Raw genomic sequence first — 14159 nt, forward strand, 5'->3', positions numbered from 1 at the left:
GCTTTTACCTCTCGTCCTTCTCGGGCGCTTTTCCCCACAAGGACACACATGAAAAAAACATTCCAACTTCAGGTCGAAGGCAAGCACCCGGACCGCTTGCTTGAAGCCATCAAACACGACATTCGCAAATACCTCAAACGCGAACGCCGCCGCGACGTACCAGAAGGCGCAGACTTTTGGGACTTTGATTGCAAATTTGGCTTGACCGAAGAAACCGCCGAAGTCGTGCACTTGGCCAACGTCATCACCTGCATCGACAACGCAGTGGCGAATCAAGCCACTCAGTTTTATGTGGAACTATTGGCCAAGCCCGGCGTGCGCACCAAGCGCCCAGCGGGTGAAGCGCTGGAGCACCAAGAACGTCATGCGTTTGACGGCTTGGATGACGACCACAACGATTAAGGTTTTTGCTGCGCGGCTTGCGCCGCAGCAGCCGCACGCAACTTGTCTTTCTTGCTCGGGCGTGCACCTTTGATGCCGCCCGTGCCGTCGTTGAGTGGCGACACTGGTGGTGGCACGTCAGTGAGCGCAAAGCCTTCCAGCACTTCGAGTGGCAGCTGCACTTGGGCACGTTTTTGAATCAGCTGCCAATGCGCCAATGTAGCGGCGGTGACAAAGCTCACGGCTTCGCCACTGGCGCCTGCACGGCCTGTGCGGCCAATGCGGTGGGTGTAGTCGGTGGCTGAGCGCGGCAAGTCGTAGTTGACCACCACAGGCAACTGCGCGATGTCGATGCCGCGTGCCGCGAGGTCGGTGGTGACCACCACTTCCCAACGTTCTTCTTTGAACTCGGCCAACACGTCTTGACGCGCGCCTTGGCTCATCTCGCCATGAAACGCGGTGGCAAACACGCCGGCTTTGTAGAGCTTGTTGGCCACATGCTCACACGCGTAACGCGTGGCCACAAACACCAACACGCGCTTCCATGCGTGCGTTTTGATGAGGTGGCGCAGCAAAGCGGTGCGACTTTTTTCGTCCACAGAAATTGCACGTTGCGCAATGTCGGGCGCGTGCGCTTCGGTGTGCGCGATGGTGATGCGTGCGGGGTTGCTCAGCAGAGCCTCCGCCAAGGTTTGCACCGCAGGCTCGAAAGTGGCGCTGAACAACAGGTTTTGTCGCTTGGCGGGCAACAGCGCCAAGATGCGTTGCAGCTCTTCGGCAAAGCCGAGGTCGAGCAAGCGGTCGGCTTCGTCCAACACGAGATGCTGCACTTGGCCGAGATTCAAGGCGTTGTGGTCCACGATGTCGAGCAAGCGACCGGGCGTGGCCACCACCACATCAGCACCGCTGCGCAGGCTCATCATTTGGGGGTTGATGGACACGCCACCAAACAAAGTGCCCACTTTGATGGACTGAGCCAAAGGCCGTGCCAAGTCGCGCAACACGTCGCTCACCTGTGTGGCGAGTTCGCGCGTGGGCACGAGCACCAGCACTTGGGTGCTGTGCTTCTTGGGGGCTTCGTCACGTGAGGCGGCTGTGGCCATGAGTAGCTGCAACACGGGCAGCACATAGGCCGCTGTTTTGCCGGAGCCGGTTTGGGCAGTAGCCAGCACATCACGCCCGTTCAGCACGTGGCCAATGGCTTCGACCTGAACAGGTGTGGGTGCGGTGAAGCCTGCTTGAGCTGCAGAGCTTTGCAGCTCGGCGTTGAGGCCGAGCTGGGCAAAGCTCACGGTGGCAGGCTCTTGCGTCAGTGCCGCATCGAGCGACGCGTTGGTGTTGTCAATATTCAATGGGTGCAATCAATGACGGAAGTGACGCACACCGGTGAACACCATCGCCACGCCACGCTCGTTGGCGGCGTCGATGACTTCTTGATCGCGCATGGAGCCGCCAGGCTGGGCCACACACGTAGCGCCTGCGTCCACCACCACATCGAGGCCGTCACGGAACGGGAAGAAAGCGTCGCTGGCGACCACGGTGTGTTGCAGGCTCAACTTTGCTGCTTCGGCCTTGATGCTGGCGATGCGGGCTGAGTCGAGGCGGCTCATTTGGCCTGCGCCCACGCCCATGGTCATGCCGTTTTTGCAGAACACGATGGCGTTGGATTTGACGAACTTGGCCACTTTCCAAGCAAACAACAAATCGTTCAGCTCTTCAGGCGTGGGTTGTTTGACGGTGACGATTTTCAAGTCGGCCAAAGCCAACTCGTGGTTGTCTGCGCTTTGCAGCAACAGGCCTGAGCCCACGCGCTTGGTCTCAATCGCGTTGCGCACGTCGCCGTAGTTGGCAGGCAAAGCAATTTTCATCAAGCGCACATTCACTTTGCTCTTGAACACTTCCAGCGCTTCGGCGCTGAAGTCAGGGGCCATCAGCACTTCGACGAATTGTTTGCTCACCGCTTCGGCAGCGGCTTTATCAACTGGGCGGTTGAAAGCGATGATGCCGCCGAAGGCGCTGGTGGGGTCGGTTTGGAAAGCTTTGCTGTAGGCCTCGAGCGGGTTCGCACCCACGGCCACGCCGCAGGGGTTGGCGTGTTTGACGATGACGCACGCTGAGGTCTCGAAGCTCTTCACACATTCCCAAGCAGCGTCTGCATCGGCGATGTTGTTGTAGCTGAGTTCTTTACCTTGCAACTGCACGCCAGTGGCGAGCGAGCCAGCAGCAGGTGCGAGGTCACGGTACCAAGCGGCTTGCTGGTGGCTGTTTTCGCCATAGCGCAGGTCTTGCACCTTGACGTATTGCTCGTTGAACTGGCCGCTGAATTGGGCGCGCTCGGGCACGTAGTCTTCGCTCAGCTTCTCCGCTTCAAAGTTCACGCTCGACAAGTAGTTGCTGATGGCACCGTCGTATTGGCTGATGCGGTTGAACGCGGCCACGGACAAGGCAAAGCGCAGTTTGTCGCTGAGTTTGCCGTTGGCCTTCAACTCAGCAATCACATTCGTGTATTGGCTGGCATCGGTGACGATGCCCACGTCTTTCCAGTTCTTGGCGGCAGAGCGCACCATGGCTGGCCCACCGATGTCGATGTTTTCAATCGCGTCGACCAGCGTGCAACCGGGCTTGGCCACGGTGGCTTCAAACGGATACAGGTTGACGATGAGCAAATCAATCGTGTCGATGTTGTGTGCCTTCAAGGCAGCCATGTGCTCGGGCGTGTCGCGACGCGCCAGCAAGCCGCCGTGCACTGTGGGGTGCAAGGTTTTCACACGGCCATCGAGCATTTCAGGGAAGCCGGTGACTTCGGCCACTTCGGTCACGGGCAAGCCTTGTTCGGCCAAGAGCTTGGCAGTGCCGCCGGTGGAGATGAGGCCCACGCCCAAGGCGTGCAAATCACGCGCGAGTTCAACGATGCCGGTTTTGTCAGAGACGGAGATGAGTGCTTTCATTGGGGTGCAGTCTTATTTGATGAGTTTGTGGTCGAGAAGTTTTTTACGCAGCGTGTTGCGGTTGAGGCCCAGCCATTCGGCGGCGCGTGACTGATTGTGGTCGGCGTGCTGCATCACCACTTCGAGCAGCGGTTTTTCAACCACGCGCACCATCATGTCGTGCATGTTGTCGGGCTCTGTGCCTTTGAGGTCGCGGAAATAGGTTTCGAGGCTGGCACGCACCACCTCTTCAATGTGTTTTTTACTCATGCAAAGCTAACGGTTCTTCTAATAAAACAGGGTCGGGCAAGCGCTCGTGACGCTCGGCCAAGTCATCGAAGAAGGCAGCCACGGCGCGGTGTTGCGACGCGCTGTCTTCTAGGGTGTTCATGTATTGGCGAAACGCCTCGCCACCAGGCAAGCTGCGGATGTACCAAGCAATGTGTTTGCGGGCGCTGCGCACGCCGGTGCTCTCGCCATAGAGGGCGTAATGCTCATCCAAGTGCGCCAGCAACAAGCGGCTGACTTCTTCCACCAAAGGCTGAGCCAAGTGCTCGCCCGTGGCCAAGTAGTGCGCGATTTCCCGAAATATCCAAGGACGGCCTTGCGCGGCGCGGCCAATCATCAATGCGTCAGCACCAGTGAGCTTTAAAACTTCTTTGGCTTTCTCGGGCGAATCAATGTCGCCATTGGCCACCACGGGCACGCGCACGGCTTGCTTGACGGCGGTGATGGTGTCGTACTCGGCAAAGCCTTTGTAGCCTTGCTCGCGGGTGCGGCCGTGCACGGTGATCATTTGCACGCCAGCGGCCTCGGCAGCGCGGGCCAAGGCCACGGCGTTTTTGTGTTCGTCGCACCAACCGGTGCGCATCTTCAGCGTCACGGGCACGTTGTGGGGCTGCGCGGCATCGACCACCGCTTGCACGATGGACATGGCCAGTGGCTCGTCTTGCATCAAGGCCGAGCCTGCCCATTTGTTGCACACCTTCTTCGCGGGGCAACCCATGTTGATGTCGATAATTTGCGCACCGCGCTCAATGTTGTACACCGCCGCCTCGGCCATCATGGCCGCATCGGTGCCTGCAATTTGCACAGCGATGGGACCGCTCTCGCCCGTGTGGTCGGCGCGGCGCGAGGTTTTGAGGCTGGTCCACAAGTCTTTGCGCGAGGTGACCATCTCGCTCACCGCATAGCCCGCGCCCAACTGTTTGCACAACATGCGAAACGGGCGGTCGGTCACGCCAGCCATCGGCGCGACAAACAGGTTGTTTGCCAGTGTGTATGGACCGATGTGCATGGGGTGGGAAGAAGTGAGGAGTGCTTAAAAAGGAGGCGTTATTGTACCTGCTCAAAATTTCAGCATGTGGTCTGAAAATGACCATTTTGTAAGGCTTCGCGAAGGATTGGCTTTATTTAGCTGCTGGCGTCACTACACTGAGCGCATGGAAATTTGGATGCAATCTGTGCTGGCCGCCTTGGCCCTGCCCGAATACGGCCTGAGCACCGTATTTGTGGTGTCGCTGGTGTCGGCCACCTTGCTGCCGCTGGGCTCGGAACCTGTGGTGTTTGGCTTGGTCAAACTTAACCCCGAATTCTTTTGGCCAGCCATCGTTGTGGCCACAGCTGGCAACACCATTGGCGGCGCTATCAGTTGGTGGATGGGGCACGGCGCGCACAAGGTGAGCGACAAACTACGCCACAAAGAAACATCCGCCCAAGACGCCCGCGCCCTGCGCTGGCTGCACGCCCTAGGCCCTAAAGCCTGCCTGCTGAGCTGGCTGCCCGGCGTGGGCGACCCGCTGTGCGCCGTGGCCGGCTGGCTGCGCCTGCCCTTTTGGCCGTGCGTGGCCTACATGGCGGTGGGTAAGTTTGCGCGGTATGTGGTGATGACGGGTGGGTTGCTTTGGGTGTTTCCGCAGCATTGGGGGATGGGTTAATCGCCCACCAACAAAAAAGCCGCTCACTGAGCGGCTTTCTCTTGACTGCAGAGCAGTTGCTTAAGACGAGAACAAGAAGTTCATCACGTCGCCGTCTTTCACCACATATTCCTTGCCTTCAGCGCGCATCTTGCCCGCGTCTTTGGCACCTTGTTCACCTTTGAAGGTGATGAAGTCGTCAAACGCGATGGTCTGGGCGCGGATGTAGCCCTTTTCAAAGTCGGTGTGAATCACGCCAGCAGCTTGTGGGCCGGTGTCGCCTACATGGATGGTCCATGCGCGCACTTCTTTCACGCCAGCGGTGAAGTAGGTTTGCAAGCCCAACAATGTGTAGGCAGAGCGAATGAGGCGGTTCAGGCCTGGCTCGTCTTGGCCGAGTTCTTTGAGGAACTCCAAGCGGTCAGCGTCTTCCATTTCAGATAACTCGGCTTCGATCTTGGCGCAGATGGCCACCACGGGTGCGTTTTGCGCTTGTGCAAAAGCCTTGAGGCGGTCCAAGAACGGGTTGTTCTCAAAGCCGTCTTCCGACACGTTGGCCACAAACATAGCTGGCTTGGCGGTGATGAAGAAGAACTGCTTGAGTTCGACCAGCTCTTCTTTGCTGAAGTCGATGGTGCGCACGGGCTTGGTATCGTTGAGCGCGGTTTGGCACTTCTCAAGAATCGCCATTTGCTTGACGGCTTCTTTGTCGCCCGAGCGGGCAATTTTGCTCACGCGGTGAATGGCTTTTTCCACAGCAGCCAAGTCGGCCAAGCAAAGCTCGGTCTGAATCACTTCGATGTCGGCAATGGGGTCCACCTTGTTGGCCACGTGAATGACGTTGTCGTCTTCAAAGCAACGCACGACGTTGACGATGGCGTCGGTTTCGCGAATGTGAGCCAAGAACTTGTTGCCCAAGCCTTCGCCGGTGCTGGCGCCAGCCACGAGGCCAGCGATGTCCACAAACTCCACAATGGCAGGCACCACGCGCTCTGGCGTGATGATGTCTGACAGCTGTTGCAAGCGAGGGTCAGGCACTTCGACCACGCCAGTGTTGGGCTCAATCGTGCAAAAGGGGTAATTCTCTGCCGCGATGCCTGCTTTGGTCAGGGCGTTGAACAGGGTGGATTTGCCAACGTTGGGCAAACCCACGATGCCGCATTTCAAACTCATAAAAATATCCTTATAACTGGTGTAGATTGTAATGAGGCGGGTTGCTCGCCTAGGAACCACTGATGAACCGCACTTATCAAACTGTTTTTCGCCCCGCTTTGTTCGCTGCCCAAGCATTGCTTTGCGCCAGCTTTTGCCTGCACGCACAGGCGCAAACACCTGCACAACCTCAAGACGAACTCACGGCACGCTACCAGCAAGATTTGGCCGAATGCGAGGCCCAACAAGCCACGCAAGACCTAGCCGCTTGCCGCCTTGAGGCGCGTAACGCCTTGGCCGAGGCCAAGCGCAACCTGCTGAGCGACACCACAGCCAATTTGTTTGAAAAGAACCAACTCAAGCGCTGCCGCGTGTTTAAGGGTGACGACCGCGAGGCTTGCGAAGCCCGCGCGCGCGGTGAGGGCAGCAGCACAGGCAGCGTGCAAAGTGGCGGCATCTTGCACGAGGTAGTACGGCCCGTTGTGCCTAGCCCTGCGCGCTGAACTCTGAGGGCTGAGCGTTACGGCTGATGGGCTTAAAACGCCCAATCGGCGCTGACGCGTTGGCCCACACGCAGCACTTGGCCAATGCCCGCCACGGGCAAACAGTTCATGCCAAAGGTCAGCGCGCCATTCACACGCGGATCTTGGCGATAGGCCTGCAAGGTGTCATTCACCGCAGGGTGGCTTTGGGCTGAATCTGGGTCGATGTTGGGAATGGGGCAACGCGGGCAGGGCTTGACGGGCTTGAGCTGGGCAGCTTCGCCATTGGCATCGGCTTGCGTGTGAATGGTCAGGGTGCTAATGCGGTCTTCGTCGTGTGCGTTGATGGGATGGGCACTTGCTGGCTGTGCACCAACTTGATTTGACGCCGCATCCATATCGCCCAACACCACATTGGCGCGAAAACGCCGCATGTCGACCGCTACTTCGCCTTTGGCTTGCAAACGCGCATTGAGTTCATCTAGCGATGCGGTGCTGGCCACGAGCACAGGGAAACCATCACTGAACTGGTTGAGCGACGGCAAGCCTTGCGTCCACTTGGTATTGCTGGGGCGTTGGTGCTTTGGGTCAAAGCGCGCCAAACGCAAGGGGCCTAGGCTGCTGCCCAAAAATTCAGTCAGCCACTTGCTGACTTCTGTACCCATGTCGAAGGCGGGCACTGGGTCGTCCCAGACGCGAACTTTGATGGCGTGAGCCTCGGGGGAAGCAGAATGATTTGCCGCCTGCACAAAGCACCCGTCCATCGTCAAAGGCAAGTGCAAAGCGGCCATGCCACTCGCATGCAACACCAGCTCAGCCAAGCCCACCCCCGAATTAACCAACTCCGGCTGAATCAGTGCCATGCGCGGCAGTTCGCGTTGGGTGACCATCTCGCCGTCGGCGTCGACCACCATCCACGCACGGTCGTGGGCGAGACCCGTGGGCGTGAGCACCGCTTGTTGCACCGAGATGCCGCCGCAAGACTTGATGGGAAACACCCACAAGGCGTCAATGCGGGCTTCAAATTCGACAGGGGAATGCATGGGTAAAGCGGCCGCTTGGGCTTGCGAAGTGGAGGGCTGAAAGCTGGACGTCATGCGGCATTGTGCCGCCCTCCTACAATCGACTTTATGGCTCAAAAACTGGACGTTTGTATTCGCGGCGATGGCATGGTGGGACGCACCTTGGCCCTGCTGCTCGCACGCCAAAAACTACGTGTGGGATTGGTCACTTCGCCACCCAAAACTACGCAGGACGTTAGGGCTTACTCACTCAATAGCGCCTCTCGTGGCTTGCTTTCAGAACTTCGCTGCTGGCCGGACGCCCTGCACGCCACCCCCGTGCAACACATGCGTGTGTGGGGCGACGATGGCGGCTTTACCCACTTTGAAAGCCCCACGCCCGAGGGCCTGACTTGGATCGTAGACGTACCCGTGCTCGAAGCCCAGCTGGCCGAAGCCGTGCGTTACCAAGCTGAAATTACCCCCCTCTCCGCTCATGAACCTGCCGCTTTGACCGTGGTGTGCGAAGGCCGCGCCAGCGCCACCCGCGATGAGCTGGGTGTGAACTTTGAAGTGCTGCCCTATCAGCAACACGCCGTGGCCGCCCGCGTGCGTTGCAGCACGCCGCACCGTCAGCAAGCGCTGCAGTGGTTTCACCACGGTGCTCAGGGCTTAGAAATTTTGGCGCTGCTGCCATTGGGCGGCGCGCAGGGCGACACCGCCAGTTTGGTGTGGTCGCTGCCCCCCGAACGTGCCAAAGACATGTTGGCTTTGAGCGCCCAAGCGTTTGGCATCGCGCTCGAAAACGCCAGCAATGGCGTGCTCGGCCAAATCGAACTCACCAGCGAACGCGCCATGTGGCCACTGCAACTGGCACACGCCGACCGTTGGACCGGCAACTTTGCAGATGGCAGTGCTTGGGCGCTTGCGGGCGATGCGGCGCACAACATTCACCCGCTGGCTGGCTTGGGCCTCAACCTCGGCTTGGCCGATGTGGCCGAATTGGCCCATGTGCTGAAAGCCCGCGAAACCAAAGACTATTGGCGCAGCGTGGGCGACCGCTACTTCATGCGTCGCTACGAACGCGCCCGCAAAGCTGACATGGTGCCCACTTGGGCGGCATGCGATGGTTTGCAACGCCTGTTTGCACACCCCAACGCCGGCGTGCAAGCACTGCGCAACTGGGGCATGAATGGGTTCAACAGCCTTGCACCTATCAAGGCTTGGGCCATGCAGCAGGCGATGGGTTAAACATTTAAAAAGAAGCTCCACATGCAACACACCTTCCGCTCACTCGCCGCCGCTGCCCTGATGGCACTCAGCCTCTCTAGCGCTATGGCTCAAGGCCACGAAGCCACCATTCGCAAAGTCTTAAGCGAACGCATTCCGCAAATCCCCAAGATTGAAGAAATCACGCCCACACCCTTGGCTGGCATTTACGAACTGCGTCTGAGCACCAACGAGATTTACTACAGCGACGCCGCAGGCAACTTCCTCATTCAAGGCAACTTGATCGACACCAAGAGCAAGCGCAACCTCACCGAAGAGCGCGAGTCCAAACTCAGCGCGATTGATTTCAGCGCCCTCCCACTGAAAGACGCCATCACCATCGTGCACGGCAATGGCAAGCGCAAGCTCGCTGTGTTTGAAGACCCCAACTGCGGCTACTGCAAACGCTTCGAGCGCGACTTGGCCAAGGTGGACAACGTGACGGTGTATTTGTTCTTGATGCCCGTGTTGGGCCCAGGTTCTGTTGAGAAATCGCGCAATGTGTGGTGCGCGAAAGACCCAGCCACTGCGTGGAAAGACATGATGCAAAAAGACATGGCACCTGCCGCCGCGCAGTGCAACACCGCCGCGATTGACCGCAACTTAGACTTCGGCCGCAAATACAAAATCACCGGCACGCCGACACTGGTGGCGCAAGACGGCACACGCGTGCCGGGCGCGATTGACAGTACAAAAATTGAACGCCTGTTGGCCGACGCCAGCAAGTAACACAGAAGAAACGAGTTCATCATGGTTCACACCCCCATCACCCCCGACAGCGACGCTGGCCAGTTGATTAGACGCTTGGGCTACGCGGGACTCATCCCGTTTGTGGTGCTTGCGCTCTTCATGTGGATCGTCACACCTGAAGCGCATCCATTTGTGGCCATTGCGCTTTGCGCCTATGGCGCCACCATCGCCGCATTTTTGGGCGGCATTCACTGGGGCATTGGTCTGCGACACAACGCACCACAGCGCAAACTGCACATGATGTGGGGCGTGGTGCCTTCTTTGGTGGCGTGGGTGGCAGTCATCATGCCGGCCTATGCAGGCCTGCCCTTATTAGCCATGCTCTTGGTAGCGTGCTACTTGGTGGACCGCAAAACATGGCCTGAAGCAGGCCTGCGCGACTGGATGACCATGCGCTTTCGCTTGACCGTGGTATCCACCCTGTGTTGCTTGCTAGGCGCTGCAGCAACTTGAGCGCCATGCACTACCGAATCGAAGCCGCCGACCTGCACGCCCATCTGTATGGCGTGACGCTCACCATTGAGCAACCCGCAGCAAATCAACTCGTATCGCTGCCCGTGTGGATTGCAGGCAGCTACATGGTGCGCGAGTTTGCCAAGCAAATCACAGGCATCAGTGCACGCCAAGGCAAGCGCCATGTGGCTGTGCATCAACTGGACAAAGCCACGTGGGTGGTCGACTGCGAAGCAGGCCAACCGGTCACCCTGCACTACCAAGTGCATGCTCACGATGACTCTGTGCGCACAGCGTGGCTCACCACGCAACGTGGCTTTTTCAATGGCACGAGTTTGTGTTTACAGGCCGAAGGTTTGGCTGATGTGCCGCATCAGTTAGAGCTGGTGGCTGATTCATTCAATGCGGGTGGCGCAGCTTCTAAGTGGCAAGTGGCTACCGGCCTGACCCCCGTCAAAACCGACCGTCAAGGCTTTGGCACCTATGTGGCCGCCAACTACGACGAGTTGGTGGACTGTCCCGTGGAGATGGGCGCATTCTGGAGCGGCAGCTTCAAAGCCTGCGGCATCGAACACCGATTTGTGGTGGCCGGCGCGACACCCGCGTTTGACGGCGAACGCCTGCTGCGCGACAGCCAAAAGATTTGCGAAACCGCCATCCGTTTTTGGCATGGCAACAAACACTCAGCCACGCCACACAAAAACTATGTGTTCATGCTCAACGCCGTGGCCGATGGCTATGGTGGCTTAGAGCATCGCAACTCCACCGCACTCATTTGCAACCGTGCTGACTTACCGCGTGTCAGCGATAGCAGCAGCACAGCTAAAGATGCCAAGGCACACGACGCTAAACAAAGCGATGGCTACACCACGCTGCTGGGCCTCATCAGCCACGAGTATTTCCATACGTGGAACGTCAAGCGCTTGCGCCCTGCAGAGTTTGCGCGTTACGACTACACCCAAGAGAACTACACCGAGCTGCTCTGGTTCTTTGAAGGATTCACCAGCTACTACGACGATTTGCTGCTGCGCCGCGCAGGGCTGATTGACGATGCGCAATATCTGAAGCTGCTCAACAAAACCATCAACCAAGTGCTGCAAACGCCAGGCCGTGAGGTGCACAGCGTGGCGCAGTCGAGCTTTGAAGCGTGGACCAAGTACTACCGCCAAGACGCCAACAGCCCCAACCTGACCGTGAGCTACTACACCAAGGGCGCACTGGTGGCCCTGTGCCTAGACCTGACGCTGCGCCAGCACGGCGTGAAAAACCACAGCGTGTCGCTGGACGATGTGATGCGCGCTTTGTGGGCACGTTGCTGTACTGGAAAACACAACGGCCCCATGACTGAGGCCGATGTACTGGCGGTGCTGAAAGAACTAACTGGCCGTTCATGGACCGCCGAGTTCAAAGCGTGGGTGCATGGCACACGCGACTTGCCATTAGAAAAACTATTGGCACACCACGGCGTGAACGTACAACACGAACCTGCACAACTGGCCCAACGTTTGGGCCTGCGCGTGGCAGAAGACCACAGCGTGCAGATCAAAACCGTGCTCAATGGCAGTGCGGCGCACAAGGCTGGCTTTGCGCCGGGCGATGAGTGGTTGGGCTTGGAGGTGGCAGGCAAAGCAACTTCTGCGTGGCGACTTAAAAAGCTCGACGACTTGGCGCTCTACGCAGGCACGGCCAAAAAAGTAACCGCCCTCATCAGCCGCGACCGTCAACTGCTGCGTCTGATCCTCGCGTTACCCGATGCAAAAGCCAACAGCACATGGCGTCTCGTGCTGGACAACCCCAAGCTCATCACCAAGTGGCTGGGCCTATAGTTGAGAACAACAACCTTCCACCTCTCTGAACCCATTTAGAAAGTTATCCCATGAGCTACGAATTCATCACCGTCCACACCGAAGCCGAGAAAGTGGGCGTCATCACACTCAACCGTCCCAAGCAGCTCAATGCGCTCAACGCGGGTTTGATGATTGAGCTGGGCCAAGCCCTCAAAGACTTTGATGCCAACGAAGCCATTGGCTGCATGGTCATCACTGGCAGCGAAAAAGCATTTGCCGCAGGCGCTGACATTGGCGCGATGGCCACCTACAGCTTTGCCGATGTTTACAAGAACGACTACATCACCCGTGATTGGGAAACCATCCGCAGCATCCGCAAACCCGTCATCGCAGCCGTGAGCGGCTTTGCCTTGGGCGGCGGTTGCGAACTGGCCATGATGTGTGACTTCATCATCGCTGCTGACAACGCCAAGTTTGGCCAACCCGAAATCAAACTCGGCGTCATCCCAGGCGCAGGCGGCACACAGCGTTTGCCCCGCGCCGTCGGTAAATCCAAAGCCATGGACTTGGCTTTGACTGGCCGCATGATGGATGCAGCGGAAGCTGAACGATCAGGCTTGGTCAGCCGCGTTGTGCCGCTGGACAAACTGATGGAAGAAACCTTGGGTGCTGCCCTCATGATTTGTGGCTATTCACAAATCGCCGCCATGGCCGCCAAAGAGTCGGTCAACCGCGCCTTTGAAGGCTCGCTGGCCGACGGTGTTATGTTTGAGCGCCGCCTGTTCCACGCTTTGTTTGCCACGACCGACCAAAAAGAAGGCATGGACGCGTTTGTCAACAAACGCCCTGCTGCGTTCAAGAACCAATAAGCCTGTCGCGATGAGCTCATAAAAGCCCACAGTTTGTGGACTTTTATGGGCTCGTTACCATGCGGGTTAGCTGAATCAGAAAGTACCGCATGGAACTCTTGACCAACCCACAAGCGTGGATGGCGTTTGCCACCCTCACCGCCCTTGAGCTAGTGCTGGGCATCGACAACATCATTTTCATTTCCATCTTGGTGGACAAGCTGCCACCTGCAAAGCGTGAGCTCGCACGTCGCATTGGTTTGTTCATGGCCATGTTTATGCGCATTGGTTTGCTGCTGTTGTTGTCAATCATCGTGGGCTTGGTCGAACCCTTGTTCACCGCATTCGGTAAAGACATATCAGGCCGAGACTTGATATTGATTGTGGGCGGCCTGTTCCTGATTTGGAAGAGCACCGGCGAAATTCACCAATCGCTCGAAGGTGATGAAGAGCACGCCAGCAGTGCAGCAGCCAACACCATGACATCGGTCATTTTGCAAATCATGGTGATTGACTTGGTGTTCTCGCTCGACTCCATCATCACTGCCGTAGGCATGGTGGATGAAGTCGCCATCATGATTGCAGCTGTCATTACCTCGGTTGGTTTGATGATGTTGTTTGCCAAAGGGATTGGCGAATTTGTTTCTAACCATCCGACCATCAAAATGTTGGCCCTTGCCTTCTTGGTTGTGGTCGGTGTGGTACTGATGGCTGAAGGTTTGGGTCACCATGTGCCCAAGGGCTACATCTACTTCGCGATGGCGTTCTCGCTGGGTGTTGAAATGCTCAACATCCGCTTTCGCAAGCGTAGCAAAGACGTGGTGAAGCTGCACCACAACAAGCCCTAGAATTTACCGTCACGGCAAGCGCGAAGGCTCAGCTAGAAATGAAACACAAACAATTCGATAAAAAAGCACGCAAGCTCAGCAACCCTGAGTACGGCCAATATTTGTACGAAAAATACAAAGTGCAATTTTCCTCGAGCGACTTGTGCTTCAACTTCAATGGTCACCTTTTCACAAAATCAGAGCCACTGTTGAAGCTGCTCCACAAGATTGAAAAGACGGAAGGAATGCTGAACTTCTATGTACTTGTCATCTTCTGCGCACTGCTCGGCATCACACTCTATAGCGTCAACGCCATCGACCTTTACGTGCAGTCTTTCAGGTAAGACCTGGTCATTCACGGATGGT

16 protein-coding genes are annotated in these 14159 nt (G+C 57.7%); 10 read left to right on the forward strand and 6 right to left on the reverse strand.

The window, feature by feature from the left end; all coding sequences use genetic code 11:
* Window positions 1-48: 48 nt before the first annotated feature.
* Window positions 49-402, forward strand: a complete 354-nt coding sequence (locus B9Z35_RS07895) for a DUF6172 family protein (protein ID WP_108283151.1) — start codon at window positions 49-51, stop codon at window positions 400-402.
* On the opposite strand, the gene B9Z35_RS07900 is transcribed toward B9Z35_RS07895, so the two are convergent.
* The 4 genes from B9Z35_RS07900 to dusB all read right to left on the reverse strand — a co-directional run bounded on the left by B9Z35_RS07900 (window position 399) and on the right by dusB (window position 4605).
* Window positions 399-1673, reverse strand: a complete 1275-nt coding sequence (locus tag B9Z35_RS07900) for a DEAD/DEAH box helicase (protein WP_108283509.1) — start codon at window positions 1671-1673, stop codon at window positions 399-401. The genes B9Z35_RS07895 and B9Z35_RS07900 overlap by 4 nt on opposite strands.
* Window positions 1674-1742: 69 nt before the next feature.
* Window positions 1743-3329, reverse strand: coding sequence for a bifunctional phosphoribosylaminoimidazolecarboxamide formyltransferase/IMP cyclohydrolase (gene purH, locus B9Z35_RS07905; RefSeq protein ID WP_108283152.1), 1587 nt, complete (start codon window positions 3327-3329; stop codon window positions 1743-1745).
* Window positions 3330-3341: 12 nt separating this feature from the next.
* A complete protein-coding gene (locus B9Z35_RS07910; RefSeq protein WP_104801377.1) occupies window positions 3342-3578 on the reverse strand; it encodes a helix-turn-helix domain-containing protein in 237 nt (78 codons plus the stop codon).
* Window positions 3571-4605: a tRNA dihydrouridine synthase DusB gene (dusB, locus tag B9Z35_RS07915; protein ID WP_108283153.1), complete on the reverse strand. Its 1035-nt coding sequence runs from the start codon at window positions 4603-4605 to the stop codon at window positions 3571-3573. Before dusB ends, B9Z35_RS07910 begins: the two co-directional genes overlap by 8 nt.
* Window positions 4606-4750: 145 nt before the next feature.
* Between dusB and B9Z35_RS07920 the strand changes: the two genes are divergently transcribed.
* Window positions 4751-5245, forward strand: a complete 495-nt coding sequence (locus tag B9Z35_RS07920; protein ID WP_108283154.1) for a YqaA family protein — start codon at window positions 4751-4753, stop codon at window positions 5243-5245.
* Between the two features lie 60 nt (window positions 5246-5305).
* Here the strand turns inward: B9Z35_RS07920 and ychF are convergent, their stop codons facing one another.
* A complete protein-coding gene (gene ychF, locus B9Z35_RS07925; protein ID WP_108283155.1) occupies window positions 5306-6397 on the reverse strand; it encodes a redox-regulated ATPase YchF in 1092 nt (363 codons plus the stop codon).
* 62 nt (window positions 6398-6459) lie between these two features.
* Here ychF and B9Z35_RS07930 point away from each other — a divergent pair, with 62 nt between their 5' ends.
* Window positions 6460-6879, forward strand: a complete 420-nt coding sequence (locus B9Z35_RS07930) for a hypothetical protein (RefSeq protein WP_108283156.1) — start codon at window positions 6460-6462, stop codon at window positions 6877-6879.
* Between the two features lie 32 nt (window positions 6880-6911).
* On the opposite strand, the gene B9Z35_RS07935 is transcribed toward B9Z35_RS07930, so the two are convergent.
* Window positions 6912-7955 (reverse strand): MOSC N-terminal beta barrel domain-containing protein, encoded by a 1044-nt coding sequence (locus tag B9Z35_RS07935; protein WP_108283157.1) that lies wholly within the window; start codon window positions 7953-7955, stop codon window positions 6912-6914.
* 33 nt (window positions 7956-7988) lie between these two features.
* On the opposite strand from B9Z35_RS07935, the gene B9Z35_RS07940 reads away from it, so the two are divergent.
* The 7 genes from B9Z35_RS07940 (at window position 7989) to B9Z35_RS07970 (ending at window position 14137) form a co-directional block, all read left to right on the forward strand.
* Complete coding sequence (locus tag B9Z35_RS07940; RefSeq protein ID WP_108283158.1) at window positions 7989-9110, forward strand: FAD-dependent monooxygenase; 1122 nt, start codon at window positions 7989-7991, stop codon at window positions 9108-9110.
* 21 nt (window positions 9111-9131) lie between these two features.
* On the forward strand, window positions 9132-9857 hold the full coding sequence (locus B9Z35_RS07945; RefSeq protein ID WP_199219792.1) for a DsbC family protein: 726 nt from the start codon (window positions 9132-9134) through the stop codon (window positions 9855-9857).
* Window positions 9858-9878: 21 nt separating this feature from the next.
* Window positions 9879-10331 carry a DUF3429 domain-containing protein gene (locus tag B9Z35_RS07950; protein ID WP_108283159.1) on the forward strand — a complete coding sequence of 151 codons (453 nt, stop codon included), beginning with the start codon at window positions 9879-9881 and terminating at the stop codon, window positions 10329-10331.
* A gap of 5 nt (window positions 10332-10336) precedes the next feature.
* Window positions 10337-12157, forward strand: coding sequence for a M61 family metallopeptidase (locus tag B9Z35_RS07955; protein ID WP_108283511.1), 1821 nt, complete (start codon window positions 10337-10339; stop codon window positions 12155-12157).
* Between the two features lie 50 nt (window positions 12158-12207).
* Entirely contained in the window at window positions 12208-12987 is a 780-nt protein-coding gene (locus tag B9Z35_RS07960) for an enoyl-CoA hydratase (protein WP_108283160.1), read from the forward strand.
* An 89-nt stretch (window positions 12988-13076) separates the two neighbouring features.
* Window positions 13077-13814: a TerC family protein gene (locus B9Z35_RS07965; protein WP_108283161.1), complete on the forward strand. Its 738-nt coding sequence runs from the start codon at window positions 13077-13079 to the stop codon at window positions 13812-13814.
* Window positions 13815-13852: 38 nt separating this feature from the next.
* On the forward strand, window positions 13853-14137 hold the full coding sequence (locus tag B9Z35_RS07970) for a hypothetical protein (RefSeq protein WP_108283162.1): 285 nt from the start codon (window positions 13853-13855) through the stop codon (window positions 14135-14137).
* Window positions 14138-14159 lie beyond the last annotated feature (22 nt).

This window comes from Limnohabitans sp. Jir61 (genome assembly GCF_003063545.1).
Classification (GTDB): Bacteria; Pseudomonadota; Gammaproteobacteria; order Burkholderiales; family Burkholderiaceae_C; genus Limnohabitans.

Coding starts and splice junctions, on each gene's coding strand:
- B9Z35_RS07970 (WP_108283162.1), top strand. CDS start 13,853: ATGAAACACAAACAATTCGATAAAAAAGCACGCAAGCTCAGCAACCCT.
- B9Z35_RS07960 (WP_108283160.1), top strand. CDS start 12,208: ATGAGCTACGAATTCATCACCGTCCACACCGAAGCCGAGAAAGTGGGC.
- ychF (WP_108283155.1), bottom strand. CDS start 6,397: ATGAGTTTGAAATGCGGCATCGTGGGTTTGCCCAACGTTGGCAAATCC.
- B9Z35_RS07940 (WP_108283158.1), top strand. CDS start 7,989: ATGGCTCAAAAACTGGACGTTTGTATTCGCGGCGATGGCATGGTGGGA.
- B9Z35_RS07945 (WP_199219792.1), top strand. CDS start 9,132: ATGCAACACACCTTCCGCTCACTCGCCGCCGCTGCCCTGATGGCACTC.
- purH (WP_108283152.1), bottom strand. CDS start 3,329: ATGAAAGCACTCATCTCCGTCTCTGACAAAACCGGCATCGTTGAACTC.
- B9Z35_RS07895 (WP_108283151.1), top strand. CDS start 49: ATGAAAAAAACATTCCAACTTCAGGTCGAAGGCAAGCACCCGGACCGC.
- B9Z35_RS07965 (WP_108283161.1), top strand. CDS start 13,077: ATGGAACTCTTGACCAACCCACAAGCGTGGATGGCGTTTGCCACCCTC.
- B9Z35_RS07930 (WP_108283156.1), top strand. CDS start 6,460: ATGAACCGCACTTATCAAACTGTTTTTCGCCCCGCTTTGTTCGCTGCC.
- B9Z35_RS07920 (WP_108283154.1), top strand. CDS start 4,751: ATGGAAATTTGGATGCAATCTGTGCTGGCCGCCTTGGCCCTGCCCGAA.
- B9Z35_RS07955 (WP_108283511.1), top strand. CDS start 10,337: ATGCACTACCGAATCGAAGCCGCCGACCTGCACGCCCATCTGTATGGC.
- B9Z35_RS07910 (WP_104801377.1), bottom strand. CDS start 3,578: ATGAGTAAAAAACACATTGAAGAGGTGGTGCGTGCCAGCCTCGAAACC.
- B9Z35_RS07950 (WP_108283159.1), top strand. CDS start 9,879: ATGGTTCACACCCCCATCACCCCCGACAGCGACGCTGGCCAGTTGATT.
- dusB (WP_108283153.1), bottom strand. CDS start 4,605: ATGCACATCGGTCCATACACACTGGCAAACAACCTGTTTGTCGCGCCG.
- B9Z35_RS07935 (WP_108283157.1), bottom strand. CDS start 7,955: ATGACGTCCAGCTTTCAGCCCTCCACTTCGCAAGCCCAAGCGGCCGCT.